General features: G+C 68.4%; 21 protein-coding genes. 7 read left to right on the top strand and 14 right to left on the bottom strand.

Annotated features, from left to right (window positions below):
* Window positions 1-64 precede the first annotated feature (64 nt).
* Entirely contained in the window at window positions 65-1,801 is a 1,737-nt protein-coding gene (locus tag G369_RS0116710; protein WP_026346431.1) for a YadA family autotransporter adhesin, read from the bottom strand.
* Between the two features lie 213 nt (window positions 1,802-2,014).
* Complete coding sequence (locus G369_RS0116715; protein WP_019655163.1) at window positions 2,015-3,034, bottom strand: GlxA family transcriptional regulator; 1,020 nt, start codon at window positions 3,032-3,034, stop codon at window positions 2,015-2,017.
* Between the two features lie 42 nt (window positions 3,035-3,076).
* Here G369_RS0116715 and G369_RS0116720 point away from each other — a divergent pair, with 42 nt between their 5' ends.
* On the top strand, window positions 3,077-4,237 hold the full coding sequence (locus G369_RS0116720) for a DJ-1/PfpI family protein (protein ID WP_020723111.1): 1,161 nt from the start codon (window positions 3,077-3,079) through the stop codon (window positions 4,235-4,237).
* A gap of 92 nt (window positions 4,238-4,329) precedes the next feature.
* Entirely contained in the window at window positions 4,330-5,964 is a 1,635-nt protein-coding gene (locus tag G369_RS0116725) for a phospholipase D family protein (protein WP_026346432.1), read from the top strand.
* Window positions 5,965-5,979: 15 nt separating this feature from the next.
* On the opposite strand, the gene G369_RS0116730 is transcribed toward G369_RS0116725, so the two are convergent.
* The gene (locus G369_RS0116730; protein ID WP_019655166.1) at window positions 5,980-7,887 is read right to left on the bottom strand and encodes a GspE/PulE family protein; all 1,908 of its coding nucleotides are present in this window, start codon (window positions 7,885-7,887) and stop codon (window positions 5,980-5,982) included.
* A 198-nt stretch (window positions 7,888-8,085) separates the two neighbouring features.
* Here G369_RS0116730 and G369_RS0116735 point away from each other — a divergent pair, with 198 nt between their 5' ends.
* Window positions 8,086-8,427, top strand: a complete 342-nt coding sequence (locus G369_RS0116735) for a hypothetical protein (protein WP_026346433.1) — start codon at window positions 8,086-8,088, stop codon at window positions 8,425-8,427.
* Window positions 8,428-8,434: 7 nt separating this feature from the next.
* Here the strand turns inward: G369_RS0116735 and G369_RS0116740 are convergent, their stop codons facing one another.
* The 10 genes from G369_RS0116740 to G369_RS0116785 all read right to left on the bottom strand — a co-directional run bounded on the left by G369_RS0116740 (window position 8,435) and on the right by G369_RS0116785 (window position 19,475).
* Window positions 8,435-8,896: a GNAT family N-acetyltransferase gene (locus G369_RS0116740; RefSeq protein ID WP_019655168.1), complete on the bottom strand. Its 462-nt coding sequence runs from the start codon at window positions 8,894-8,896 to the stop codon at window positions 8,435-8,437.
* A gap of 53 nt (window positions 8,897-8,949) precedes the next feature.
* Window positions 8,950-9,981: a CobW family GTP-binding protein gene (locus G369_RS0116745; protein WP_019655169.1), complete on the bottom strand. Its 1,032-nt coding sequence runs from the start codon at window positions 9,979-9,981 to the stop codon at window positions 8,950-8,952.
* Window positions 9,981-11,681 (bottom strand): amidohydrolase, encoded by a 1,701-nt coding sequence (locus tag G369_RS0116750; protein ID WP_019655170.1) that lies wholly within the window; start codon window positions 11,679-11,681, stop codon window positions 9,981-9,983. Before G369_RS0116750 ends, G369_RS0116745 begins: the two co-directional genes overlap by 1 nt.
* The gene (locus G369_RS0116755; protein ID WP_019655171.1) at window positions 11,678-12,715 is read right to left on the bottom strand and encodes an ABC transporter ATP-binding protein; all 1,038 of its coding nucleotides are present in this window, start codon (window positions 12,713-12,715) and stop codon (window positions 11,678-11,680) included. The genes G369_RS0116750 and G369_RS0116755 overlap by 4 nt, the downstream gene beginning before the upstream one ends.
* On the bottom strand, window positions 12,712-13,770 hold the full coding sequence (locus tag G369_RS0116760) for an ABC transporter ATP-binding protein (RefSeq protein ID WP_019655172.1): 1,059 nt from the start codon (window positions 13,768-13,770) through the stop codon (window positions 12,712-12,714). The genes G369_RS0116755 and G369_RS0116760 overlap by 4 nt, the downstream gene beginning before the upstream one ends.
* Before the next feature lie 31 nt (window positions 13,771-13,801).
* Window positions 13,802-14,695, bottom strand: a complete 894-nt coding sequence (locus G369_RS0116765; protein ID WP_409327469.1) for an ABC transporter permease — start codon at window positions 14,693-14,695, stop codon at window positions 13,802-13,804.
* A 14-nt stretch (window positions 14,696-14,709) separates the two neighbouring features.
* Window positions 14,710-15,687: an ABC transporter permease gene (locus tag G369_RS0116770; protein WP_019655174.1), complete on the bottom strand. Its 978-nt coding sequence runs from the start codon at window positions 15,685-15,687 to the stop codon at window positions 14,710-14,712.
* 20 nt (window positions 15,688-15,707) lie between these two features.
* Window positions 15,708-17,324, bottom strand: coding sequence for an ABC transporter substrate-binding protein (locus G369_RS0116775; RefSeq protein WP_019655175.1), 1,617 nt, complete (start codon window positions 17,322-17,324; stop codon window positions 15,708-15,710).
* 212 nt (window positions 17,325-17,536) lie between these two features.
* Window positions 17,537-19,030, bottom strand: a complete 1,494-nt coding sequence (locus tag G369_RS0116780; protein ID WP_019655176.1) for an NAD(P)/FAD-dependent oxidoreductase — start codon at window positions 19,028-19,030, stop codon at window positions 17,537-17,539.
* A 40-nt stretch (window positions 19,031-19,070) separates the two neighbouring features.
* Entirely contained in the window at window positions 19,071-19,475 is a 405-nt protein-coding gene (locus tag G369_RS0116785; protein ID WP_019655177.1) for a nuclear transport factor 2 family protein, read from the bottom strand.
* A 185-nt stretch (window positions 19,476-19,660) separates the two neighbouring features.
* Between G369_RS0116785 and pdxR the strand changes: the two genes are divergently transcribed.
* The 4 genes from pdxR (at window position 19,661) to G369_RS0116805 (ending at window position 24,737) form a co-directional block, all read left to right on the top strand.
* A complete protein-coding gene (gene pdxR / locus G369_RS0116790; RefSeq protein ID WP_019655178.1) occupies window positions 19,661-21,199 on the top strand; it encodes a MocR-like pyridoxine biosynthesis transcription factor PdxR in 1,539 nt (512 codons plus the stop codon).
* An 830-nt stretch (window positions 21,200-22,029) separates the two neighbouring features.
* Entirely contained in the window at window positions 22,030-23,043 is a 1,014-nt protein-coding gene (tauA, locus tag G369_RS0116795) for a taurine ABC transporter substrate-binding protein (RefSeq protein WP_019655179.1), read from the top strand.
* 16 nt (window positions 23,044-23,059) lie between these two features.
* Entirely contained in the window at window positions 23,060-23,848 is a 789-nt protein-coding gene (locus G369_RS0116800; protein WP_019655180.1) for a taurine ABC transporter ATP-binding protein, read from the top strand.
* Window positions 23,841-24,737 (top strand): ABC transporter permease subunit, encoded by an 897-nt coding sequence (locus tag G369_RS0116805; protein WP_019655181.1) that lies wholly within the window; start codon window positions 23,841-23,843, stop codon window positions 24,735-24,737. The genes G369_RS0116800 and G369_RS0116805 overlap by 8 nt, the downstream gene beginning before the upstream one ends.
* Here G369_RS0116805 and G369_RS0116810 read toward each other — a convergent pair.
* A complete protein-coding gene (locus G369_RS0116810; protein ID WP_019655182.1) occupies window positions 24,655-25,677 on the bottom strand; it encodes a LysR family transcriptional regulator in 1,023 nt (340 codons plus the stop codon). The two genes, G369_RS0116805 and G369_RS0116810, sit on opposite strands and share 83 nt — an antisense overlap.
* Window positions 25,678-25,744: the final 67 nt, after the last annotated feature.

Raw genomic sequence — 25,744 nt, forward strand, 5'->3', positions numbered from 1 at the left:
ATGTGGGTAGGGAGCGTCGACGTGTCGGGCCAGGTTCCGGGCGGGGTTTGGCGGGGCTCCGCCCTCACCACGCATACCCCGCCTGCACCCGGGCCGCTACCCGGCTGCCGCTTCCGCTGCTGGTCGCGGTCGAGAGTCCCACCCCAAGGTTCAGGTTGTCGTTGACCTGGTAGCCGAAGGCGACGCCCAGCCCCGATGCGCCAGCGTAGTTGCCGACGGCGGCGCCCATCCATTTCTTTCCAGCAGCCAGCGTCGGCATCGATGGCATGGCCAGCGCCGCTGCGACGCCCTGCGCGGCGAAGGCGTTTGCCTGGCTGGTCGCGTTGGCCACGGCCTGCTGCAGTTGGCCGAGGTTGACGGCGTCGGTGGCCAGCAGGGCTGGCGCGACATTCGTGATGCCGCGCAACTGGTTGGTAGCGGCGTTGCCGACCGACACGGTGTTGTCTCGATCGGCCACCGAGCCCTGGCCCAGCGCCACCGCATTGTTGCCGCTGGCCAGCGTGTTGGCGCCCAGCGCGACGGCGTTGTTGCCGGCGGCCACGGCGTTGTTGCCCACCGCGGTGGTGGGATCGGCCAGCGCCTTCGCGCCCGCGCCGATGGCCACGGAGCCCGCGTGGTTGGCCTGCGCGCCGTTGCCGACGGCCACGGTGTTCTCTCCGGTGGCCTGCGCGTTGGTACCCATCGAGGTGCTGCCCGCGCCGCTGGCGCCCGCGCCCGGGCCGCAGGCCACCGAGCCGCTTGCGCTCACCGCGCACACGCCGCTGGACAGGGCCTGGTTCATCAGCGACTGCAGCGCGCTGAACTGCTGCACGGTGAAGTTGTTGGCAGTGGTGATGGCCGTCTGCTGCGCCTGCTGCACCTGGCCGACGTTGGCCGCATCGGTGCTTGCCTGGCCGGTGCCCACATTGTTGATGACCGTCCCAGCACCATTGTTGGCGTTGAGCTGCAGCGTGGCGCCGCCGGCGCCGTACTGCGCCGAGTTCTGCGCGAGGCCTAAGGCCGCATTGGAGGTCTGTTGCACCGTATAGAGCTGGCTGCCGTTGACGGCATCGGTGCTCGTGGCGTTCACAGCGCCCGCGCTCACGTTGACGAGGGTGCGCGTCTGGCCTGCCGAGCCGAAGGAAACCGTGTTCGCCGCGGTGGCGACCGAGTTGGCGCCGATGGCGATGCTGTTGGTCGCGCCGACCGCGACCTGGCTGCCTGAGCCGATGGCCACGCCGCCGGTGGCCAGCGCAGACGCGCCGGCGAAGCCGTTGTAGGCGCCGCCGATTGCGGTGCTGCCGTTGCCCGAGGCCACCGCACCCTGGGTGGTGCCCGAGGCACTGCCGATGGCGATCGCCGAGGTGCCCGATGCCTGCGCGCCGCTGCCGCCGGCGTGGCCGGGGAAACCGCAGCAGCCTTCTGCGCCCTGGCCTCCCGCGCCGACCGCGATGGCACCGCTGGCCGAAGCCTGCGCACCGCTGCCGCCGGCGCCGCCTGTGCCACCCGCAAAGCCCTGGCCGGCGGTGCCGCCACCGCCGATGGCCGTCGCGCCGTTCGCACTCGCACTGGCGCCGGCACCGCCCGTGCCCCCGGTTCCACCAGCGGTTCCGTTGCTGCCGTCGCCGCCCGCGCCGATCGCCGTGGTGCCGTCTCCCTGAACCGTGGGGCCGGCACCGCCGCCGGAGCTCGACCAGCCTGGCAGGTTGGGCCCCGGGTTGCCCGGGTCGCCGGCCACATAGCCCGCTGCGTGGGCGCTTCCGACAGCGAGCAATGCGGCGGCCTGCAGGCATCTGAGTACGGGGCGGAGTCGAGCGGTCATGGTTCCTCCTTCGCTGAAACGGCAGACAAGACAAAAACAGCGCAAGTGTGTGTTTTTGTTTCCAGAGTCGCCATACCCGAGAACTGGTAGATCAGGCCTTTTTGGGAGAGCCGTGCCGGGCATGCTGATCCACAAGGTCGGCCACGACCTGAGGCTCACCGATGTCCGAGGCGATTGCTCGCTGCTATCGCGGCGCGGCAGCGATTTGGTGGCTCAGCGGCTGGCACCGCCTTCGTCGCGATACCCCTGCGGCGTCACCCCATGCTGCCGCGCGAACGCGCGCTGCAACGCATCCACCGAGCGAAAGCCGCTGCGGCTGGCGATCTTCTCCTGCGTCCATTGCGTCTGCCGCAGCAACTGCGCGGCGGCGGCAACGCGCGTCTGCTCCACGAAGCGCGCGGGGGTGCGGCCGGTCTGGGCCGCGAAGGCGCGCGCGAAATTGCGCGGACTCATCTGCACGCGGTCGGCCATCGCCTCGACCGACAGGTCTTCCTGCGGATGCGTGCCTATCCACGCGACCAGCTCGCGCAGGCGGTGGCTGGCCGTGGCCTGCGCCTCGAGCGCCTGGCTCAGCTGGGGCTGCTCGCCGCCGCGCAGCATGGGCAGCGCCAGGGTGCGGGCGATGTCCATCGACACGGCGCGGCCCAGGTCGTCCTCCACCAGGGCCAGCGCGAGCTCGATGCCGGTGGTGACGCCGGCCGAGGTCCACATCGGGCCGTCGTGCACGTAGATGCGCTCGCGCTGCACGCGCACCTGCGGGCGCAGCGCCTGCAGCATGTCGCAGGCGCTCCAGTGGGTGGTGGCCTCGCGGCCGTCGAGCAGACCGGCTGCCGCGAGCGCGAAGGCGCCGGTGCAAACGCTTGCCACGCGGCGCACACGCGGCGCGGCTTCGGCGATCCAATCGCTCACCCTGTGCTCGAAGATGGCCGAGCGCACCGAGGGCTCATCGCCGCCGGCCACGATCAGCGTGTCGATCTCGTGCGGCAGATCGCGCAGCGCCAGCGTGCCCGCGAAGCTCAGGCCGCCATTGGTGAGCACGCTGCCGCCGGCCGGCGAGGCGATGTGCAGCCGGTAGGTGCCGGGGCGCATCTGCTCGGCCTTGCTGAAGACGCTGGCGGGGCCCGCGATGTCGATGGCCTCGACGCCATCGAACGCGACCAGCACCACGGCACCGGCGGCGCCCGTGCTGGCAGAAACCGCGGCTTCTTCGTCCTTGTGGGGCGGTGTGGGCATTCGTAGTCTCGGGGCCTTGCCTGCAGTCATGGAGAAAGGTCGATGTTCACTGGGTCATTTTCACGCGCGCTCGCTGCCGCCTGGCTGGCGATGCTGGTTCTGGCGGGCTGTTCCGCCGGTGCACCGCTGCCGCCGCCCCTTGACGATGCAGCGGCGCTGCAGCGCGATCACCAGGCGTTCGTCGATGCGATGAAGCCCCGTGGCGCAGGCGGCGCCCGGCCGGTCGTCGCCGTGCTCGCCTCCAACGAAGGCACCGAGATGACCGACCTGATGCTGCCGTACGCGGTGCTGCAGCGCGCGGACGTGGCCGATGTGCGCATCGTCGCGCCGCGTGCCGGGCAGGTCGACCTGTTCCCGGCGCTGCAGGTGGATGGCGCGCAGGACTTCGCCAGCTTCGACCGCGCACACCCTGCGGGTGCCGACTACGTGATCGTCCCCGCGATGATGTCGGACGATGCGCCCGAGATAACCGGCTGGCTCAGTCGTCAGGCCGGGCAGGGCGCCCGCGTGATCGGTGTGTGCTCCGGCGCTCGGGTGGTCGGACAGGCCGGCCTGCTCGACGGCCGTCGCTTCGCAGGCCACTGGTACGACCGCGGCACGCTGTTGAAGCGCCACCCGGGCTCCACGCACGTCCCGCACCGCCGCTACGTGGTGGACCGGGGTGTGGCCACCACCACCGGCATCACCGCGTCGGTGCCCGCCATGCTGGCGCTGGTGGAGGCCATCGGCGGACGCGAGAAGGCGTCCGCGGTCGCGGCCGATCTGGGCGCGGTGTCCTGGAGCCCGGCGCACGACAGCACACCCTTCGCGCTCGACAACGGCAAGCGCATCGACTACCTGCTCGACAAGGCCGCCTTCTGGCGCGGTGAGCGCTGGGCGGTCGAGGTGCGAGACGGCATGGACGACGTCTCGCTCGCACTCGCCACCGATGCCTGGGAGCGTACCGGGCGCGTCCGCGTCGAAGCGGTCTCGCCCTCGGGGCCGGTCACGCTGCGCAGCGGGCTCGTGCTGACGGCACGTCCTGCGGGTGCAGGCGACGTAGGTTCGCCGCGCCTGCCGCTGTCGGCCACGCTCAAGCCGGTGCCGCAACTTGATCGCACCCTGTGCGAGATCGCCGGCCGGCACGGCGCCGCGCGCCGCGACTGGGTGATGCTCGAGATGGAATACCCCGCGCAGCAGCGCGCCGCCGCCTGCGCGGGCTGAGGCGGCGTCGGCGCGTCATACTCTCGGCCGGATCGCCCTTTCCCCCTCAAGCGGGAGGCGAAGCCGCAAACGACAAGCCGGGAGCTGAAGAAATGATGACCGCATGCTGGCGTGCACCCGTTGCCGCATTGGCGCTGGTGCTCTCGATGCTGATGAGCGCATGCTCCACGCTGCCTCCGCCGGTGTCCGACCGGCCCGTCACGGCCATTGCGGATTTCTCGAACACGCCGCTCGATGCGATCACGCGCCGGGTCCTGCCTGAGGATCGTTCCGACGATCGCTCGGGCTTCCAGCTCCTGCCCTACGGCCCCACATCCTTCGCTACCCGCATCGAGCTCGTGAAGCTCGCCACGCGCAGCCTCGACGTGCAGTACTACCTGCTCGCCGCCGACAACACCGGCCGCGCCCTGATGCGCGAGCTGCGCGACGCCGCGCAGCGCGGCGTGCGTGTGCGGCTGCTGGTCGACGACCTCTACACCACCGGCGAGGACGACCTGCTCCTCGCACTCGCCAGCTACCCGAACGTGCAGGTGCGCTTGTTCAACCCCTTTCCCGGCGGACGCGGCAGCGATGTGACGCGCTTCATCAGCTCGGGGCTGGAGTTCGGCCGCGTCAACCGGCGCATGCACAACAAGCTCTTCGTGGCCGACAACGTGGCGGCGGTGGCGGGTGGCCGCAACATGGCCGACGAATACGTGATGAACGCCGCCGGCAGCAATTTCATCGACATGGACGTGTTCGCGGCCGGCCCCGTGGTGCGGCAGCTGTCCGACGAGTTCGACCACTACTGGAACAGCACGGTCGTCTACCCGGTGGGGCGCATCGCCCGCAGCGCGCTCACGCCCGAGCAGCTGCGGCAGAACTTCGAAAGGCTCACGGCCGCCGCCAGGCCGCCGCAGGCGCCGCGCATTCCGCTCGACGGCAGGATCGCCAACCCCGTCGAAGGCGAGCCCTCCCTGCTGCCGCAGGAGATGGTGCCGATGCTCAATCTGCCCTTCGAGCTGGCCGAGGCCCGGCTCAGCCCGCTGCTGTGGGCCCGTGCGCGGGTGCTGTTCGATCCGCTCAGCAAGACCGAGGGCCTGAACGAACGCGAGAACTCCATCAAGGGCACGGTGACCGAGGGCGTGATCCGGTGGTTCCGCACCTCGCGATCGAGCATCAAGATGGTGTCGCCGTACTTCGTGCCCTCCGACGCGGCCGTGGCCAGCCTCGCCGAGGCGCAGGCCGCGGGCATCAAGGTCGAACTGGTCACCAACTCGCTGGCCTCCACCGACGAGCCCTGGGTGTACGTGGGCTACTGGCCGCACATCCACGAGCTGCTGAAGTCGGGCGTGGCCATCTACGAGCTGAGCCCCACGCTGAGCGTGAAGCGGGGCAAGCTCGGCATCTTCGGCCATCGCACCGGCGCCCTGCACATGAAGAACGGCATCGTCGACCACAAGGAGGTGTTCCTGGGCTCGATGAACCTCGACCCGCGCTCGGCCCGCCTCAACACCGAGCTGGGCCTCATCATCGAGAGCCCGCAGATGGCCAGGCAGCTCGACAGCTTCGCCGATGCCGGCAGCGCCTACCGACTGCGGCTGGACGCGAGCGGCCGCGACATCGAATGGGTGGAGGACAACGAGGACGGCACGCAGACGGCCTACGACGTGCCGCCGGAAACCACCGCGTGGCAGCGGTTGAAGCTGCGGCTGATCGCGCCGTTCATTCCGGTGAGCGAGCTGTAGCCCGCTCGAGGCCGCTCACACGTTGCTGGTCGCGCGCACTTCCTCGATGCTGGTCTGCCCGGCCAGCACCTTCTCGATGCCGTCCTGGCGCAGCGTGCGCATGCCCTCACCCAGCGCGGCCTGCTGCAGCTCCTCGGCGCGCGCGCCGGTCTGCACCAGGCGGCGCAGGGTCCTCGACATGGTCATCAGTTCGTGGATGCCCACGCGGCCCTTGAAGCCGGTGTCGCCGCAGTGCTTGCAGCCCTTGCTGGTGTAGGTGTGCAGCCGGCCGTCGCGGCCGTGGCGCTGTACCCAGCCAGCCAGCACCGCCTGGCGCTGCGCCGCGTCGCGCTGCTGCTCGGGTCCGAAGGCGTGCATGTAGTCATCGAGCAGTTCGCCGATGGCCTCGGGGCTCGCGGGCGTGCCGGTGGTGCACTGCGTGCACAGCCGCCGCACCAGCCGCTGTGCAAGCACGGCCAGCAGCGAGTCGGCGAAGTTGAACGGGTCCATGCCCATGTCCAGCAGGCGGGTGACGGTCTCGGGGGCGCTGTTGGTGTGCAGGGTCGAGAGCACCAGGTGGCCGGTCAGCGAGGCCTCGATGGCGGTCCTGGCGGTTTCCTCGTCGCGGATCTCGCCCACCATGATCACGTCGGGGTCGGCGCGCACGAAGGCGCGCAGCGCCTTCGCGAAGGTCCAGTCGATGCGCGGATTGATCTGCACCTGCCGAAGCCCCGACTGGGTGATCTCCACCGGGTCTTCCGCCGTCCAGATCTTGCGCTCGGGCGTGTTGATGTGCATGAGCGCCGAGTGCAGCGTGGTGGTCTTGCCAGAGCCCGTCGGGCCCACGCACAGCACCATGCCGTAGGGGCGCTCGACCGCCTTCGTCAGCTGCGCGAGGTTGTCGGGCGACAGGCCCAGCCGGTCCATCGGAATGGGCTTGGCCGATGCCAGGATGCGCATCACCACGTCCTCGAGGCCGTTGTTGGTGGGAATGGTCGCCACGCGCAGTTCGATGCGGTGCTGCGGCGAGTACTTGGCGAAGTTGATCTTGCCGTCCTGCGGGTTGCGCTTCTCGCTGATGTCGAGGTCGCACATGATCTTGACGCGCGCGACGATCGCGTTGCGGTAGCTCGGCGGCAGCTCCAGGTAGGTGTGCAGCAGGCCGTCGCGCCGGAAGCGGATTCGCGTCTTCTCCTGGCCGGGGTAGCTCTCGATGTGGATGTCGGAGACGCCCTCGCGGTGCGCCTCGATGATCATGCTGTTGATCATGCGCACCAGCGAGTTGTCGGACTGCTCGATGGGCGCCTCGCTCGCCGTCTGCGGGGCGGCGACTTCCTTCTCCAGCGTCTGCAGCAGCTCGCTCGTGCCGGCCACGTCGAAGTCCAGCGGCTGGCTCGGATCGAAATGGGCCGCGAAGGGGTTGGACGACCCGCCCGTGTGCTCGCCGATCTTCTCGTACACCGCGTTCAGCACGCCGTCGAGGTCCAGGCACTGGCCGACCACCGGCGTGACCTTCATCTGCGCGATGAACTCGACCTCGTCGAGCGCCGAATGCCGGCTGGTCGGATCGTCGATGGCGACGATCAGCCGCCCCTCGTGCAGCATCAGCGGCATGACCTGCAGCCTCCGCGCCACCGCATGCGGCAGCTTGCGCAGCGCCTCGGCTGCCGGCGGAAACAGATGCAGGTTGACCAGCGGGTAGCCCATCTTGCGCACCAGCGCCGCCTGCAGCTGGCCCCGGCTCACCACGCCCATGCGCACGAGCGTTTCGCCCAGCGGCACCATCGGATCGAGTTTCTGGCGCTCGAGCCCGGCGCGCAGTTGCGCCTGCGTGATCATGTCCAGCGAGATCAGCGCCTCGCCGATGCGTGCGATGGGCGTGCGGCTCTGGGCGTCGAGCGCGCTAAGCAATTGCTCCGGCATGACGACTTCGTTGATGGACATTGGGGAGGTTCTCCTGCTCGATTTCGTGCATGGATCGTAGAGCGTGATCGTGTCCATTGCCACAGGTTCGAGCTTGAGTACGCAAGTACTCAGGTTAACAACGAGTTAACTCGCGACATCGACCGGCGGCACCGTCTGCATGCCGGATTTCCTGTCGTCCTACGCGCGCCGGCCGGCACCTCGCCAAACATCAAAGGAATGCATCGATACGTACTTGCCACCAGCGCAGTGCTGGGCATGCTCGGCTTCGCGGCGAGGGCAGAGCCCATCAAGCTGCCGGTAGACAACGACGAGAAGGGCACCGTCTACGTCGCCCCGAACGTCAATCCCACGGAGACGTCGGCCACCGTCAACGGCGCCACGGTCGGCGTGCAGCGCCCCGACGGCAGCGGCACCTACATCGGCACCGACACCTCCACGCCCCGGCCCACCTACTCGCTCGGCGCCAGCACCGGCGGCAACGTGTCGTTCTCGGGCGGGGTGCAGACGGACGGCAAGACCAACAACGGCGTGAAGGCCGGGGTGACGATCAAGTACTGAGCCCGGCTCAGACCAGCGTGCCGTACACGATGAAGCCGTCGTGCGTGGCGACCTTGTCGTAGAGCTTGCGGCCCGCCGTGTTGGTCACTTGCGTCTGCCAGTACACGCGGTGCACGCCCGCGAGCTTCGCGCGTTCGTACACGCCTTCGATCAACTGCCGGCCGACGCCCTTGCCGCGTTCCGAGGGCAGCGTGAACAGGTCCTGCAGGTAGCAGGTCGGCTCCAGGCGGGTGGTGCTGCGGTGAAAGAGGTAGTGGGTGAGGCCGACCAGCTGCCCGTCGCGCTCTGCCACCAGCGCATGCACGGGTTCGTAGGTATCGAAGAAGCGCTGCCAGGTGGCCTGCGTGATCTCTTCGGCCAGGGCGGTCGGGCCCTCGCGGCCGTAGAAGGCGTTGTAGCCGTCCCAGAGCGGTTTCCATGCCGGGTAGTCGGCGGCCACGGGCGGGCGTATCAACAGGGAAGAGGTCATGGCGTCGTATCGCGTTGAAACCCGCGATTGCATCACGACAGGTTCGACGCCGCTCAGGCCGCGAAGAATTCCTTCAGCATCTTTTCAGGCAAATGCCCTTGCAGGCCGATGGCGACGACGCCCGCGCGGGCCGGCCCCGGAGGCGGCGAAACCTTGCGCACCGAGCCGTGCCGGCCTGCGTACTGCACCTCGGACCACTCGTCGCCTTGGGCGCCTCGTCCCGTGCGCAGCAGGCCCTTGAGCCGCAGCACGCCCGGCGGCATCTCGCGCAACCAGGCGCGCAGCATGGCAGCCGGGATCGTCGCTTCGGGCTGCGCGCTCCAGGTCTGGAAGATCGCGCCGTGGTCGGGCGTGCCGTGCCCATGGTCGTGATCGTGATCGAGATCGTGATCGTGATCGTGATTGTGATCGTGATTGTGATCGTGGTCGTGGTCGTGGTCGTGGTCGTGATGGCAACCCGGACCGCATGCATGCGGCGCCAGGGCGGGCTGCGAAAGCCCCGAAACCAGCGCCAGCGGCACCGCCGCCTCGACGGTCTCGATGCACGGCGTGCCGGGCGCGTTGCCTTCCACCCAGGCCCTCGCTTCGGCCAGTGCCTCGGCCGAAGCGATGTCGGCCTTGTTCAGCACCACGAGGTCTGCCGACTTCAGCTGCCGCGCGAGCGTGTCGGCCAGCAGCGGATCCGCCGACTGCCGTGCAGCCACGCTCGCGTCCACCAGCACGATGACGCCTTCGAGGCTCAGTTCCGGCGCCGCCATGCCGATCTGCGCGATGCGCCACGGGTCCGACACGCCACTGGCCTCGATCACCACCGCGTCGAAGGGCTTCTTCGCCTCGATCACGTCCACCAGCGCGCGGCCCAGGTCATCGCCGATCTGGCAGCACACGCAGCCGTTGGTCAGCGCGGTGGTGTCGCCGTGGGTGGCGGCGATGAGATCGGCATCGATGTTGAGCGCGCCGAAGTCGTTCACCAGCACCGCCATGCGCAGCCCCTTCGCCTCGCGCAGCCAGCGGTTGAGCAGCGTGGTCTTGCCTGCCCCCAGAAAGCCGCCGATGACGGTGAACGGCAAGCGACTTGCCGGCATCACGCGCCCCGACTCACTTGAACCCTTTGCGCCTCGAACACGCGGCCCGACAGCACCGTGCCCCACACGCGCGCGTCCTTCAGCGCCATCGGGTCCATCTCCAGCGGGTCGTCTTCCAGCACGCAGAAGTCGGCGCGCTTGCCGCACTCGATGCTGCCGATCTCGCCGTCGAGCTTCAGCGTCCATGCGGCACCAAGCGTGATGGCGCGCAGCGCCTGCGGCACGGTGATGCGCTCTGCCTCGCCCAGCACCCGGCCCTGGGGCGTGATGCGGTTGACGGCGCACCATGCGGTGAAGAGCGGGCCGAGCGGCGTCACCGGCGCGTCGGAGTGAATGGCCAGCGGCACGCCGGCCGCGAGCGCGCTGCCGCAGGCGTCGAGGCGGTTGGCGCGGTCGGGGCCCATGGTCATTTCGTAGTGCTGGTCGCCCCAGTACCAGATGTGGTTGGCGAACAGGTTGGCGCACAGCCCCAGCGATGCCATGCGGCGGAACAGCGGCGCGTCGATCATCTGGCCGTGCTGCAGCGTGTGGCGGTGGTCGGGACGCGGCGCGCGCGCGAGCACCCGCTCGATGGCGTCGATGGCCACCTCGCTGGCCTCGTCGCCGTTGGTGTGCGTGTGGATCGTGAGGCCCGCGCGGTGGTAGGTCTCGAAGTCGGCCTCGTACTGCGCGGGTGCGGTCACCCAGATGCCGTTGGGCGCGCCGTTGAAGTGGCCCGGCCAGCGCAGCCGCGCCGAGAAGCCCTGGATCGAGCCGTCGAGCATCATCTTCACCAGCCCGTAGCGCAGCCGGTCGGTGTTGCGCGGCATCAGCGACTTCACGTGCTCCGCACCCTGCGCGGCACCGTGCGTGCCGTGGAAGGCCTGGAACGCGGGCAGGATGCGCACGCCGAAACCGTCGTCGCCCGTGGCCTTTTCCAGCACGCTGCAGTCCTCGGGCGTGAGCTTGTTGACCAGGTCGGTCGCGGTGGTCACGCCCTGCAGGTAGGCCAGCCGCGCGAAGGAGCGCACGCCGGCCTCGGTCATCGGCGCGAGCAGGCCGGCATTGCCGATCTTGCGCAGCACCAGGAACATCGCGGCCGGCTCCTGCAGCTCGCCGGTGGGCTCGCCCGCGCTGTCGCCATCGGCGAACTTGACCACGCCTTCGACTTCGTTGTCGCGCGTGATCTCGGCGATGCGCAGCATCGCGCTGTTGACGTTCATCAGGTGGCCGTTGGCATGGCCGATGACGATGGGCCGCGTGCTGCTCGCTCGGTCCACGTGGCGCACCGTCATGCGCTCGCCGCCGAAGTAGATCGGATCGAATCCCCAGGCGACGAGCGGCTCGGTGTCGGGAATGCCCTCGGCCGTCATCCTCGCTGCCACTTCGGAGAGGCGCGAGACCACCTCGTCCATCGAGCGCAGGCCGCTCCACACCTTGCCCTCGGGGTCGCGGCGGTCGAACCAGCCGAGATACGTCCAGTCCCACATGCTGCCTTCCTTCAGGTGGCAGTGGCCTTCGACGAGGCCGGGCATCAGCACCTTGCCGGCGAAGCGCTCGTCGAGCGTGAAGGGCCCCCAGCCCTGCATGTCCGCGAGCGCGCCGACGGCCAGCACGCGGCCGTCGCGCACCGCCACGTGGGTGGCATGCGGCTGCATCGGGTTCATGGTGATGATCTTGCGGGCGGCGAAGATGGTGGTGTTGTTGTTCGTCTGGCTCATGGCGACTCGGGAATCGAAAGAGGAGGGCGCGGCAGCCCATCGACGACGTCGACGCGCCTGCAGCGTACCCAATGATCGGGCGCGACCTCGCGCAGCGGCGGCAGTTCCGCCGCGCAGGCCGCTTCCGCCACCGGGCAGCGGCCGGCGAAGCGGCAGCCTTTGGGCGGGTCGATGGGGCTGGGCGGGTCTCCGCTCAGCTTGATGCGGTTCGCGGCGCGACGCTTTCCGCCGCTCACGGTCGGCACCGCCGACATCAGCGCCACGCTGTACGGGTGCAGCGGCCGCGCGAAGAAGCTGCGGCGCGGCGCGCGCTCGACGATCTGGCCCATGTACATCACTGCGATGTCGTCGCAGATGTGCTCCACCACCGCCATGTCATGCGAGATGAAGAGGTAGGTCAGGCCCAGCTCGCGCTGCAGCCGTGCCAGCAGGTTCAGGATCTGCGCGCGGATGGCGATGTCGAGCGCCGACACCGGCTCGTCGCACACCACCAGCTCCGGGTTGGTGGCCAGCGCCCGGGCGATGTTGATGCGCTGGCGCTGCCCACCCGAGAACTGGTGCGGAAACAGGTGCTGCTGCTCCGGCCGCAGGCCCACCGCCTCGAAGAGCTCGGCCACGCGGCGCGTGCGCTCCTCGGGCGTGCCCACCCGCATCAGGTCGAGCGGCGCACGCACCGCGGCGCCCGCGCGTTCGCGCGGGTTCAACGAGGAGAACGGGTCCTGGAAGATGATCTGCATGCGCGTGCGCGCCTGCCGCAGCGCCTCGCCCTGCAGCGCACCCAGATCGGTGTCGCCCAGCTGCATGCGCCCAGAGGTGACCGGCGCGAGCCGCATCACCGCCAGCGCGGTCGTGGTCTTGCCCGAGCCCGATTCGCCGACCACCGCCAGCGTGCTGCCGCGGCGCACCGCGAAGGACACGCCGTCCACCGCCTTCACCACCTCGGGCGTTCGGCCCCAGCCGGACTTGCCGCGCGGGAAGTGCACCTTCAGGTCGTCGACCGAAAGCAGCGTGTCGGTCTTGCCGATGAACGTCATGCGGCCTCCCTTCGGGGTTGTGCCGCAGCCGCCGGCTCGGCATGCAGCCAGCAGGCTGCGCCATGCGGCACGCCGGAGGCCACCTCGCCATGCACTGCGAACATCGGCGGCACCTCGGCCGCGCAGCGCGGCATCGCGCGCGGACAGCGCTCGCGGAAGGCGCAGCCGGTGCCCAGCTCCCAGATCGAAGGCACCACCCCGGCGATCTCGGCGAGGTCGTGGCGCCCGTCGCTTTCCTGCGCCGCGCTGCTGCCGAGTTCGGGCAGGCAGTCGATCAGCCCGCGCGTGTAGGGGTGGCCGGGTTCCGACAGCACCTGCTCGGTGGTGCCCTGCTCGATGACGCGGCCCGCGTACATCACCATCACGCGATCGGCCATCTCGGCCACTGCGCCCATGTCGTGAGTGATGAGCATGATGGCCGTGCCCTTCTCGCGCTGCAGGTCGCGCAGCAGGTCGAAGATCTGCGCCTGCACCGTCACGTCGAGCGCGGTGGTGGGCTCGTCGGCGATCAGTATGTCGGGCCTGCAGGCCAGCGCCATCGCGATCATCACCCGCTGTCGCATGCCGCCGGAGAGCTGGTGCGGGTACTCGTCCACGCGCCGCTCGGGCGCCGGAATACCCACCTGCCGCAGCATCTCGATGGCGCGCTGCCGCGCCGCGTGCGCGTTCATGCCGGCGTGCAGCTGCAGCGATTCGCCGATCTGGTCGCCCACGGTGAACAACGGGTTCAGCGACGTCATCGGCTCCTGGAAGATCATCGAGATGCGGTTGCCGCGCACCTCGCGCATGCGGGCGTCGGTGGCCTGCACCAGGTCTTCGCCCTGGAACAGCACCCGTCCGCCGCGGATGCGTCCCGGCGGCGAGGGAATGAGCCGCAGCAGCGCCAGCGCCGTCATGCTCTTGCCACAGCCCGATTCGCCCACCACGCACAGCGTCTCGCCGGCGCGGATCTCGAAGTCGACCCCGTTGAGCACCAGCGCCTTGCCGCGCCGCGTGCTGAACTCGACGTGCAGGTCCTGCACGCGCAGCAGCGTGTCATCGGAAGGCGGAGTCATACAGAGATACCTTTCGCACGCACGGTGGACTTCATCTTTCCCTCAGCTTCGGGTTGAGGGCATCGTTCAGGCCGTCGCCGATCAGGCTCACGGCCAGCACGGTGATGAAGATCGCCGCACCCGGAAAGGCCACGGCCCACCAGCACGACAGCACGTACTGCCGGCTGGAGCCGATCATCAGGCCCCAGCTCATCTGGTTCGGATCGCCCAGGCCGAGGAAGGAGAGCCCCGCTTCGAAAAGGATCGACGCGCCGATGGCCAGCGTGGCCGACACCACCAGCGGCGGCAGCGCGTTCGGCAGGATCACCTTCCAGATGATGCGTGCGTCGCGCGCGCCGATGGCCCGCTCTGCCCGCACGAACTCCAGCCCCCGGTACTTCATGAACTCGGCGCGCGTGAGCCGCGCGGTGCCGGTCCAGCTCACGATGCCGATGGCCAGCGTCACCGTCACCAGCGTGGGCGAGAACAGCGTCACTACCACCATCGCGAACAGCAGCGCCGGCAGCACCTGGAAGAACTCGGTGAGCTTCATCAGCGCGGCATCGACCTTGCCGCCGTAGTAGCCGGCGAAGGCGCCCAGCGTGATGCCGATCAGCACCGACAGCAGCGCGGCCACCGCGCCCACCAGCAAGGTTGCGCGGCCGCCGTAGATCAGCGCGGTGAGCACGTCGCGGCCGAGGTAATCGCTGCCGAGCCAGGCGTCTTCGCTGAAGGGTGGCGTGAGCGGCGCGGCCTTGATCTCGAACGGGTCGGCGGGGTAGAGCCACGGCCCGAGGATGGCCACCAGCAGCACGGCGACGAGCATCGCCATGCCGATGATGGCTGCCGGATTGCGCAGGAACATGCGCATCGCCTCCATGCCCGGGTGCTCGACGCGCACCGCGGGCCTGGGGGATGCGGCAGCGGAAGCAGCAGCGGTCGACATTGGAATCACCTTGCTCATGAGGCCTTGATCCGCGGATCGATGAAGCGATAGCACAGGTCGGTGAGCTGGTTCATCACCACCACCACGATGGAGGAGAACAGCAGCACGCCGAGGATGGTCGGGTAGTCGCGCCGCAGCACCGACTCGAAAGCCAGCCGGCCGAGCCCGGGCCAGTTGAACACCGTCTCCACCAGGATCGCGCCCGCCAGCACGTTGCCGAACTGCAGGCCCAGCACCGTCACCACCGGCAGCAGCGCGTTGCGTAGCGCATGCTTGTAGAGCACGACGCGGTCGGCCAGCCCCTTGGCGCGCGCGGTGCGGATGAAGTCGGAGCCCAGCACGTCGAGCATCGACGAGCGTGCGAGCCGGCTGTACTGCGCGAGATACACCAGGCTCAACGTGAGCGTGGGCAGCATCAGGTGGTGCGCCACGTCAAGCATGTCGGCGAAGCCGCCGCTGCCCGTCGAGTCGATGGAGCGCATGCCCGCCACCGGCAGCACCGGAAACACCGAGGCCAGCAGTATCACCAGCATGATCCCCAGCCAGAACACCGGCGCCGCGAAGCCCACCAGCGACAGCACGGTGATGAACTGCGACAGCAGCCCGTTGGGCCTGCGCGATGAAAGCACGCCCAGCGCGGTGCCCACGAAGAAGGCCAGCAGCACCGCGCTCAGCACCAGCAGCAGCGTGGCCGGCACGCGCTCGGCGATCATGCTGGTCACCGGCAGGTTGAAGAAGTACGAGTAGCCCAGGTCGCCCTGCGCCACCTTGCCGAGGTACACGCCCAGCTGCACCGGCAGCGAGCGGTCGAGCCCGTACTGCGTGCGCAACTGCGCCATCAGCTCGGGCGACATGCCGCCGCTGGCGCCCGCGATGGTTTCCACCGGATCGCCCGGCGCCGCGTGCACCAGCACGAAATTGAGCACCACCACGGCCAGCACCAGGCCCAGGGCCTGGAGCAGCCGCGAGGCGGCGTAGCGAAGCGTGCCCATGATGTCTGTCGCCCGCCCGCCTACTTCAGGTACACCTCGTCGAGCGGCGTCAGCGGCCCCCAGATGGTGACCGGCACGTTCGCCACCTTCTTGCTGGTGATGGTGTGGTACGGCACCTGGTTGATGAACTCGATGGGCAGCTCGTCGGTCACGATCTTCTGGAAGGTCGCGTAGTAGGCCTTGCGCTGCGTCGGGTCGATCAGACCCCCGGCGGTGTTGAGCAGCTCGTCCACCTTCGGATTGGCGTACGACTGGGTGTTGGTCCAGACGATGGGCTTGATGTTGGTCGACAGGTAGGTGCGGTGCACGCCGATGATCGGGTCGCCCCAGTTGAAGACCGTGTCCATCGACATGTCGAAGTCGTGCGAGGCCAGCCGCTTGGCCCAGGCCGGGAAGTCGGCCGAGGCGCGCACCTCCACCGTGATGCCTACCTTCTTGAGCTGCCCGCGGATGTACTCGGCCACGTTCTTCTGCTGGTCGTCCGCGCCAGGCAGGTAGTCGATGGTGAGCTTGAAGCGCTCGCCGCCCGCGCCGGCCTTGTAGCCGGCGGCGTCGAGCATCTCGCCGGCCTTCTTCAGGTCGAGCGGATAGCGCACCAGGTCGGGCACCGCGAAGGGGCTGCTGGCCACCAGCGGGCCGTCGGAGACGGTCGCGAAGCCGCCCATCAGCGCCTTGGCGATGAAGTTCTTGTCGATGGCCGTGGCGATGGCCTTGCGCACCTGCACGTCCGACAGCGGCTTCTTGGCGGTGTTGAAGGCCAGCCAGTTGAGCGCACCGATGCCGTCGTAGCCCTTGGGCGTGAGCGACACCCGCGGGTCGTTCGCGAAGCGCTTCAGGTCCGTGGGCAGCGTGGCGAAGGGCAGCATCTGGATGTCGCCGCGCTCCAGGCCCAGCACCAGGCTGGCCATGTCGGGCGTGACGTTGACGATCACCTTGTCGAGGTATGGCTTGCCGGGCAGGAAGAACTTGTCGAAGCGCTCCATCACGATGCGCTGCGCGGGCTTGAACTCGGTCACGCGGAAGGGGCCCGAGCCGACAACGTCCGTGGTGTTGCGCGGGTGGTTCTTCAGGTCCTGCCCGTCGCCGTAGATGTGCTTGGGAAGAATGGGGCACAGCGCCGGCGACATCGCCAGCACGATGGCCGGGTGCGGCACGCTCATGCGGATGACGGCGGTGTACGGGTCGGGCGTGTCCACCTTCTCGACCGGGCCCATCATGGTCGTGAACGGGTGGTTGGCCTTGATGGCCATGATGGAGAAGGCCACGTCGGCCGAGGTGATCGGCTTGCCGTCGTGGAACACCGCGTCCTTGCGCAGCTTGAGCGTGAGCGACTTGCCGTCTTCCGCCAGCTTCCACGACTCGGCCAGGTAGGGCTGCGGGTTCCACTTGTCGTCGAAGCGCAGCGGGCTCGCGAAGATCTGCGTGGACGGCATGGCGGTGGCAATTCCCGACTGCACCGCGCCGTTGAGATGCCGCGGCGTCTGCGTGCTGCCGAGCACCAGCGTGCCGCCGCGCTTCGGTTCCTCGGCCGCGGAAGCGGGCAGCGGGAGCAGGGTGCTCGCTGCCAGCAGCGTGGCGGAAAGCAGGGTGGCGCGGCGCGTGAGCAGGGGAGGAAGAGGAGGGAGCGGGAGCTGCATGACAGGACCTCGGGGAGTTCGACACAGGCAATCGGATTCGGACCTCGCCAGGGCGAGGACCTTGTGTCGAAGATAGGCGCTGGGTGCATGCGGGCGAAGAGCCAACCCGCTGCGACTCGCAGGGCCAGAAGGGGTGGGTTTGCCCCGTTGTGCGGCAGTGCCGTGCGCCACTTCGGGGAATGCGCGCTGGCGGTGCGCCTGGCAATCCCTTTCTATTTCTCGTCCCGCAGCCAATACCACTTGTAGAGCATGCGCTGCCCCACGCGACGGAAGGGCGCGAACGCGCGCGACTCCACAATGCCCATCACGTTGGGAAAGGGCAGCTGTGAGTGGTAGATGGGCAGCTCGAACACCTCGCGGCCCGCGTCCTTGCCCGCCACGCGCTCGGCCAGTCGCTTGCCGGCCCAGGTCGAGAACGACACGCCGTTGCCGCCGTAGCCCACCGCGTACCAGATGCTCTTGCTTGCGTCGGGCTGCGTGATGCGCGGCATCATGTCGTGGCTCATGTCGACCCAGCCCCACCACGAGTAGTCGATGCGGATGCCCGCCAGCGGCGGGAACTTGCGTGCGATGGCGTCGGTGAGCAGCTTCAGGTGCACCGCGCCCTCGGCATCGGCGCCGGTCACCGCGCTGCGGCTGCCCAGCTGCAGCCGGTTGCCTTCGAGCAGGCGGTAGTAGAAGCGCAGCGTGCGCGTGTCGGTCAGGAAGGTCTTCGATCGGAAGTTGGTGGCCTGCAGCTCGGCATCGGTGAGCGGGCGCGTGACCACCGAGTTCGACAGGATCGGCATGATCCGGTTCTTCAGCATCGGGTTGAGCGCCTGCCCCGTGTAGCCCCCGGTGCACACCGCCACGCGGCGTGCGCGCACCACGCCGCCGGGCGTGCGCAGGTGGTGCACGCCGTCGATGGTCTCCCAGCCCTGCACGGGGCTCGCCGTGTGCACCTTCACGCCAAGTGCGCGCGCACGCCGCATCAGTCCGAAGGTGAACTTCAGCGGATGGATGCCGATGCCCTCGGCCTCGTACAGCGCGCCCACGGTCTCGCGCTCGTCGCAGTAGTCGCGGCGCACCTCCTCCGCGCTCATCATGCGGGTGGCGTAGCCGAACTTCTCGCGCATCAGCCGCGCCTCGGCGTCGAGGATGGGCAGCTTCTCCTTGCGGTGCGCAAGATAGAGATGCCCGCCGTCGCAGGCGTCGCAGTCGATCTGCGTGGTGAGGTGGCGGAAGTTCTCGAAGCCGCTGCGGATCTCGGCGTCGAGCTTCTTCGCGGTGTCGAGGCCCCAGCGCTCGATCCACTGCGAGCGCTTGAGGCGGCCGCTCGCGTTCTGTCCCTGGCCGCCGCTGCGGCTGGAGCAGCCCCAGGCCGCCTGGTTGGCCTCCAGCACCGTGGCCTGTATACCGTGCTCCTGCGCGAGGTAGAGCGCAGTCGACATGCCGGTGGCGCCCGAGCCGATGACGGCCACGTCCACGTCGATGTCGCTCGTGACCGGGCCGTCGTCCTCCGGCGGCGTGCCAGCGCTGGCCACCCACCAGGTGGGTGCGTAGGCGCGGCCCGAGCCGGGGTCGGGAGCGAGCAGCGGGTCGTATTGCGGATCGTAGGGGCGGGAGGGGGCCTTGGGCTGCTGCGGTTGCTGCTGCTGGCGGAGCGCTGCGCCGTCGATGCTGGCCGTGCCGGCGTTGTCCCGCTGTGCGGTGCCTGTCATGGTCATGAGGGGCTCCAATCGAAGGAAGGGAAAGGAGACCGGCGTGTCACTTCGCGGCGGGCAGGTTCGGCCGTGCCTTGCGGAACACGTTCTTCAGATGGATCTTTCCGTCCCTGAAGGTGAAGACGTCGATGCCGTCGGTCTCGATGCGGCTGCCGTCGGCGGCGGTGCCGGTGAAGGTCCACTGCGAGGTGCCGAAGTCGCCATGCACGAAGTGCACGCTGTTGGTCCATTGCGCGTCTGGCACCGTGGCCCATGCGGCGGCGAAGGCCTTCCTCACCGCTTCGGTGCCGACGTGGCGCGTGCCGCAGGCCTCGGGGCCGGCGGCGGTCTGGAAGATGCAGTCGGGCGTCATGAAGCTCATCAGCGCGTCGATGTCGTGGCGGTTCCAGGCATCGCTGAAGGCGGCGAGGGTGTCGGTGGTCACGGTGGCGGTATTCGAGGAAGGCATGGCGTTGGAAATGGCGTTGGCTGCACGAAGGCTCAGGAATTCGATGGAGCAAGCGTAGGCAGCGGCCTGCCCGCGCGATAGGGCCAGATGGTGGGATTCGACCGAGCCAGAGCGCCTCGGATGCGCCTCGGATGTGCCGCCAATGCGCCACGGACCGGCATGGCTGCCCTAAACTGCGGCGCACCATGCCCCCGAATCCGCGAGCCATCCAGTGGGCGCAGCTGTTCGCGCTGCCCGATCAACCGGCGCTGCCTCTGCAGGCCCGTCTGCGCGCCAGCGTGGTGCAGGCCATCCTCGAAGAACACCTCGCGCCCGGCGCGCCGCTGCCCTCGTCGCGCGAACTCGCCGCCCTGCTGGGGCTCAGCCGCAACACCGTCACCTCGGCCTATCTGCAGCTCATCGACGAAGGCTTCCTGGAAGCGCGCCCGCGCAGCGGCGTGTTCGTCGCGCATGGCGCCCGCCCTCTGACCGCGGTGCCCGCCGAACCGCTGGTGGGCCGCAGCGGCCAGGCCAGCCAGCCGCCGGACTGGTCGGGCCGCGTGCTGCGCTCGCTGGTCGACAAGCCCACGCTGTCGAAGCCCGACCAGTGGCGCGACTATCCGTACCCCTTCGTCTACGGCAACTACGACCCGCAGCTGTTTCCCACCGAAGACTTCCGCGAGTGCTGTGCGCGCAGCCTGGCGCGCTCGCAGCTGCCGCACTGGACGCCGGATTTCGAGACCGACGACGTTCCCGACCTCATCGAGCAGATCCGTACGCGACTGCTGCCCAAGCGAGGCGTGTTCGCCCTCAAGGAAGAGATCCTCGTGACCATGGGTGCGCAGCACGCCTACTACCTGCTGGCCGAGGCCCTGTTCGACGAACAGACCCGCGTGGGCCTGGAGGAGCCGGGGCATCCGCACGCGCGCAACAGCTTTTCATTGCGGCAGCCCAAGTGGGTGGAGGTGGATGTCGATGAAGACGGGCTCGTTGTCGATGCCCTGCCTGCTGCCGACTACCTCTTCGTCACGCCTTCTCACCAGAGCCCCACCACCGCCACGCTCAGCCTGGAGCGCCGGCAGTGGCTGCTGCGCAAGGCCGAGCTGCAGGACTTCGTCATCATCGAGGACGACTACGAGGCGGAGAACCTCTATGAAGGCACCCCGATGCCGGCGCTCAAGAGCCTGGACAAGACGGGGCGGGTGATCTACGTGGGCTCTGTCTCCAAGAGCCTTTCGCCGGCGCTGCGGCTGGGGTTCATCGTGGCGCCGCGTGCCCTGATCAAGGAACTGAGGGTGATCCGGCATGCGATGGTGCGGCATCCGAGTGCCTTTCTCCAGCATGCCTATGCGCTGTTTCTTTCGCTGGGGCATCACGAGTCGCATGCCCGTCGCGTCAATCACGCGATGCAGGAGCGGCTGGCCATTGCGGCGCAGGCGTTGCGGGAGCACCTGCCCGATTTCGAGTTTCGGCTGCCTTCCGGCGGGGCCTCGATATGGGTGCAGGCGCCTACGTGGGTGGACGCTACCGAGCTGGCTCTGATGGCTCGCAGCCATGGGGTCTTGATTGAAGCGGGCGATGTGTTCTTTGCTCGGCCTCCCTATCCTTGTCCGTTCTTTCGGTTGAGGTTGTCTTCTATTGCGGCTACGCAGATTCCTGCGGGGATTCGGGCGTTGGCTTTGGCTGTGGGGGAGTTGGCTTTGGCTCGTGGTGAAGTTCGATCTCTTGGCGGGTTTACTCACTGAGGTTGGGTTGCTTCCCGAGGCCGGGACTCGCCCCGGCAGGCGACCTACTTTTATTTGCTTCGCCAAAGAAACGTAGGCAAAAGAAAGGCGACCCCACTGTCTGCGACCCCTTCGCTGCGCTACGGGGCAACCTGCGGTGCTCGCATTTCGCGGGGTCTCGCCCAAACTCGCTTCGCTCAAACAAGGGCGAGCCCTGATCCGCGAAACGCTGCGCTTCTCGGCGCAGCCAGAGGGGAGGGGAGACGTACGGGCCTTTGCTGGGCTTGGAATGAGGCGGTGGGGACGTTGGGGCCGTGAGGTCGTTGGACCTGCGTGTCGTGTCAGGGGTGCGGTGGGCGAAGTGCATGCGGATGAGTTCTTGACCCATATCCGCGGCCGAGCGAAGCGAAGGCCAGTCCAGGCGATTCAGTAGCCGAGCGAAGCGATGGCGCGGATCGCTCCCTTCTGGCTGCGCCGAGGAGCGCAGGCGTAGGAGGGATAAGGGCCGCAGCTGTTTGAGCGAAGCGAGTTCTGCGGACCCCCTCCTACGTCGAGCACCGCAGGTTGCCCGTAGCGAAGCGGAGGGACGCAGACAGTAGGGTCGCCTTTCTTTTGCCTACGTTTCTTTGGCGAAGCAAAGAAAAGTAGGTCGGCCGCCGGGCCGAGACCCGGCCTCGGGAAGCAAACCCTCAACCTCAGCCAGATTCCAAAGTGCACCTCCCCCGTGCAGAACGCACCACAACAAGGGTATTCACTCACCGACTGGCTCCATGCCGACACAGTCGCTGGTACTTCCTGGCTGCTCCCGATGGGTGCAAAGTCCGGCGAGATTCACCCACCGGAGCACCCAGATGACCATGTCCCGCCGTCTCCTCCTCCAGTTCGCCGTCCTGGCAACCACCCTCGCAGCCCTGTGCGGCACGGCTTCCGCCCAGCAGGCCAAGGAAGTCACCTTCGCCCACCAGGACATGCTTGTCCCCCTGCGCCTCGTCATGGAATCCGGCGAGGTCGAGAAAGCCACCGGCTACAAGATCAACTGGCGCATGTTCGCAGGCGGCGGCGACGTGATCCGCGCGATGGCTTCAGGCGACGTGCAGATGGGTGAAACCGGCTCCAGCCCGCTGACGGCCGCGGCCAGCCAGGGGCAGGACATCAAGCTGTTCTGGATCTCGGCCGACATCGCGAACGCCGAGGCGCTCGTCGCCCGCAACGCCTCGGGCATCAACAGCATGAAGGACCTGGCCGGCAAGAAGGTGGCGACGCCCTTCGTGTCGACCGCGCACTACCAGCTCATGGCCGGCATGAAGATGGACGGGGTCGACGCCAGGAGCGTGAACGTGATGAACATGCGTCCGCCGGAGATCGCAGCGGCGTGGGAGCGTGGCGACATCGACGCCACTTTCATCTGGGACCCGGTGCTCTCCAAGATCAAGTCCACGGGCAAGACCATCGCCACCTCGGGCAGTATCGGCGCGCGCGGCGCGCCCACGTTCGAAGGCATCGTGGTCAATGCCAAGTGGGCGGCTGCCAACGAGGCCTTCATGGTCGCCTTCGTGAAGGCGCTCAACCGCGCGAACGAGGAATACAAGGCCACCGGCAAGAGCTGGACGCCCGATTCGCCGCAGACCAAGGCGATGGCCAAGTGGACGAAAGCCGACCCGAAGGACGTGGGCCCTGCGATGGCGCTCTATTCGTTCCCGACCATGGCCGAGCAGGTCTCGCCCACATGGCTCGGCGGCGGCGCGGCCAAGGCGATGGCGAACACGGCCGCCTTCCTGAAGGAGCAGGGGCGGGTGCAGGAGGTGAAGCCCGACTACAGCGCGTACGTGACGACGGCGTACGTCGAAAAGGCCATGGGCAAGTGAACCGGGGCGGCACCACATGCCCACGCTCGACATTCGCGACCTGACGGTCAACTACGCAGTCAAGGGCGGCACGCTCCAAGCGCTGGCGCCGGTGAACCTCACCATGCACGACGGCGACTTCGTCGTCGCGCTCGGCGCCTCGGGCTGCGGCAAGACCACGCTGCTCAACAGCATCGCGGGCTTCCTGCCGCCATCGACCGGCGAGATCCTGCTCGACGGCAAGCCGGTAACAGGCCCCGGCGCCGACCGCGGTGTGGTGTTCCAGAAGCACGCGCTGATGCCCTGGCTCAACGTGCGCGACAACGTGGCGCTGGGCTTGCGGCTCGGCGGCATGGGCAAGGCCGAGCGCGACCGCATCGCGGAAGAAAAGCTCGGCCTCGTCGGCCTGCAGAAGTATGCCGACCGCGCGGTGTACGAGCTCTCGGGCGGCATGCAGCAGCGCGTGGGCATCGCGCGTGCGCTGGCGAGCGACCCGGCCGTGCTGCTGATGGACGAGCCCATGGGCGCGCTCGATGCGTTCACGCGCGAGCAGGTGCAGGAGATTCTTCTGCAGGCCTGGTCCAAGTCGAACAAGATGGTGTTCTTCATCACCCACTCGGTGGAGGAGGCGCTGTTCCTGGCCACCCGGCTGATCGTGATGAGCCCGAGCCCGGGACGCATCTCGCACGTCTACGACGACGTGCCCTTCTCGCGCCAGTACCTCTCGCACGGCGATTCGCGCAAGGTGAAGTCGGAGCCCGATTTCATCCGCATGCGTGAAGAGGTGCTCTCGATCATTCATCATCGCGAGGCCGCTCATGTCTGAGGTGTCGATCGCATCCCCCGTCGCCATGACGCCAACACCCTCCAAGCCCACCGCATCGCCGGCGCCTGCAACACCGCCGGCAGCGGGCGCCAAGCTCAAGACCAGCTCCTTCAAGGTGCCGGGCGAGGGCTCCAGCCTGACGATCAGCATCGTCACGGTGATCGCGCTGGTGGCGCTGTGGTTCCTCGTCACGAACATGGGCTGGGTGAAGCCGCTGTTCCTGCCGACGCCGCAGGCGGTGTTCCAGCAGTTCTACGAATACCTCACCGGCCAGGCCAACGACAAGCCGCTGTGGCAGCACTTCCTGGCGAGCATGTTCCGCGTGTTCTCGGCCTTCCTGCTGGCCTGCGTCACGGCCATTCCGGTGGGCATCGCGATGGGCATGAGCCGCTTCTGGCGCGGCATCTTCGATCCGCCGCTGGAGTTCTACCGGCCGCTTCCCCCGCTGGCCTACCTGCCGCTCATCATCATCTGGTTCGGCATCGACGAGCTGCCGAAGGTGCTGCTGATCTTCCTGAGCTGCTTCGCGCCGCTGGCGCTGGCTGCGCGCTCGGGCATGCGCAGTGCGTCGCAGGAGCAGATCAACGCGGCTTATTCGATGGGGGCGAGCTACATGCAGGTGATTCGCCACGTGATCCTGCCCTCGGCGCTGCCCGACATCCTGGTGGGCATGCGCATCGCCATCGGCTTCGGCTGGACCACGCTGGTGGCCGCCGAGATGGTGGCGGCCAACATGGGGCTGGGTCAGATGGTGCTGAACGCGTCGAACTTCCTGCGCACCGACATCGTGATCATGGGCATCATCGTCATCGGGGTGGTGGCTTATCTTTTCGACCTGCTGATGCGGTGGCTCGAACGCCGGCTTGTGCCTTGGAAAGGGCGCATGTGACCGGTGGCGGCGGCGCCACCGTCACGGGCACCGGCGGTGGCAGGGCAGGGCCTTCGGTGAGCGCATCCATCGACTGTTCGAGATAGTCGAGCATCGCGCGCATCGCGGCGCTGTTGTGGCGGCGCTGCGAGTAGGCCGCGTACAGCCAGTGCTCGCGCGGCATGTGCTCGCGCAGCACCGGCACCAGCGCCCCGCGCTCCAGGTGTGACTGCGCCAGAGGCTCAGGCACATAGGCCACGCCCACGCCGCGAAGCGCCAGTTCGATCAGCGCGACGGCGTCGTTGGCCTCCATGCGGCTGTGCACCTGAACCTCGTGAGTCTCGCCATCGGTCTCGAAGGGCAGGTTGGTCGTCTGCTTGGCCGAGAAGCTCAGCACGTCGTGGCGGCTCAGATCCTCGGGCACCTGGGGCATGCCGCGCTGCGCCCAGTAGGAAGGCGCCGCGCACACCACCATGTCGAACTGCACGAGGCGGCGCACGATCAAGTTCATGTCGTCGATGCGCCCGCCGGTCAGGTGGATGTCGATGCCTTCCTCGATCAGGTCGAGGTCGTCGTTGGTGAACACCAGGCTCACATACACGTCGGGGTAGCGCTTGATGAAGCCCGCGATCACGTCCGATAGCCAGCCGGCGATGAGCCCGTGCGGCGCGCTCATGCGCAGGCGCCCGCGCGGGTGGGCGCCGTGCGCCTGGAGGTCGTTGAGCGTGTTCTCGGCCATCGTCACCAGCTCGGTACTGCGCTCCAGCAGCACCTGGCCCGCGTCCGTGAGGCTCAGGGCGCGGGTGGAACGATTGAGCAGCCGCACGCCGCTGCGGGTTTCGAGCTCGGCCACGTAGCGGCTCACGGTGGCCTTGGACATGCCCAGCGAGATCGCCGCGCGGGAGAAGCTGCGGCGGAAGGCGACTTCGCGAAATGTTTTGATGAGGTCGAGGCCGTCCATGGTGGCCGGATTGTTCCAGCTTCCGGGATGAGGCCGTCGGGTGTAGGGGCATCGCCGCCATGGGCTC

Source organism: Variovorax atrisoli 110B (genome assembly GCF_000382045.1).
Taxonomy (GTDB): Bacteria; Pseudomonadota; Gammaproteobacteria; order Burkholderiales; family Burkholderiaceae_C; genus Variovorax; species Variovorax atrisoli.

Excerpts from the sequence above, each read along its gene's own strand:
- G369_RS0116710 (WP_026346431.1), bottom strand. The coding sequence starts at position 1,801 with ATGACCGCTCGACTCCGCCCCGTACTCAGATGCCTGCAGGCCGCCGCA.
- G369_RS0116715 (WP_019655163.1), bottom strand. The coding sequence starts at position 3,034 with ATGCCCACACCGCCCCACAAGGACGAAGAAGCCGCGGTTTCTGCCAGC.
- G369_RS0116720 (WP_020723111.1), top strand. The coding sequence starts at position 3,077 with ATGTTCACTGGGTCATTTTCACGCGCGCTCGCTGCCGCCTGGCTGGCG.
- G369_RS0116725 (WP_026346432.1), top strand. The coding sequence starts at position 4,330 with ATGATGACCGCATGCTGGCGTGCACCCGTTGCCGCATTGGCGCTGGTG.
- G369_RS0116730 (WP_019655166.1), bottom strand. The coding sequence starts at position 7,887 with ATGTCCATCAACGAAGTCGTCATGCCGGAGCAATTGCTTAGCGCGCTC.
- G369_RS0116735 (WP_026346433.1), top strand. The coding sequence starts at position 8,086 with ATGCATCGATACGTACTTGCCACCAGCGCAGTGCTGGGCATGCTCGGC.
- G369_RS0116740 (WP_019655168.1), bottom strand. The coding sequence starts at position 8,896 with ATGACCTCTTCCCTGTTGATACGCCCGCCCGTGGCCGCCGACTACCCG.
- G369_RS0116745 (WP_019655169.1), bottom strand. The coding sequence starts at position 9,981 with ATGCCGGCAAGTCGCTTGCCGTTCACCGTCATCGGCGGCTTTCTGGGG.
- G369_RS0116750 (WP_019655170.1), bottom strand. The coding sequence starts at position 11,681 with ATGAGCCAGACGAACAACAACACCACCATCTTCGCCGCCCGCAAGATC.
- G369_RS0116755 (WP_019655171.1), bottom strand. The coding sequence starts at position 12,715 with ATGACGTTCATCGGCAAGACCGACACGCTGCTTTCGGTCGACGACCTG.
- G369_RS0116760 (WP_019655172.1), bottom strand. The coding sequence starts at position 13,770 with ATGACTCCGCCTTCCGATGACACGCTGCTGCGCGTGCAGGACCTGCAC.
- G369_RS0116765 (WP_409327469.1), bottom strand. The coding sequence starts at position 14,695 with ATGTCGACCGCTGCTGCTTCCGCTGCCGCATCCCCCAGGCCCGCGGTG.
- G369_RS0116770 (WP_019655174.1), bottom strand. The coding sequence starts at position 15,687 with ATGGGCACGCTTCGCTACGCCGCCTCGCGGCTGCTCCAGGCCCTGGGC.
- G369_RS0116775 (WP_019655175.1), bottom strand. The coding sequence starts at position 17,324 with ATGCAGCTCCCGCTCCCTCCTCTTCCTCCCCTGCTCACGCGCCGCGCC.
- G369_RS0116780 (WP_019655176.1), bottom strand. The coding sequence starts at position 19,030 with ATGACCATGACAGGCACCGCACAGCGGGACAACGCCGGCACGGCCAGC.
- G369_RS0116785 (WP_019655177.1), bottom strand. The coding sequence starts at position 19,475 with ATGCCTTCCTCGAATACCGCCACCGTGACCACCGACACCCTCGCCGCC.
- pdxR (WP_019655178.1), top strand. The coding sequence starts at position 19,661 with ATGCCCCCGAATCCGCGAGCCATCCAGTGGGCGCAGCTGTTCGCGCTG.
- tauA (WP_019655179.1), top strand. The coding sequence starts at position 22,030 with ATGACCATGTCCCGCCGTCTCCTCCTCCAGTTCGCCGTCCTGGCAACC.
- G369_RS0116800 (WP_019655180.1), top strand. The coding sequence starts at position 23,060 with ATGCCCACGCTCGACATTCGCGACCTGACGGTCAACTACGCAGTCAAG.
- G369_RS0116805 (WP_019655181.1), top strand. The coding sequence starts at position 23,841 with ATGTCTGAGGTGTCGATCGCATCCCCCGTCGCCATGACGCCAACACCC.
- G369_RS0116810 (WP_019655182.1), bottom strand. The coding sequence starts at position 25,677 with ATGGACGGCCTCGACCTCATCAAAACATTTCGCGAAGTCGCCTTCCGC.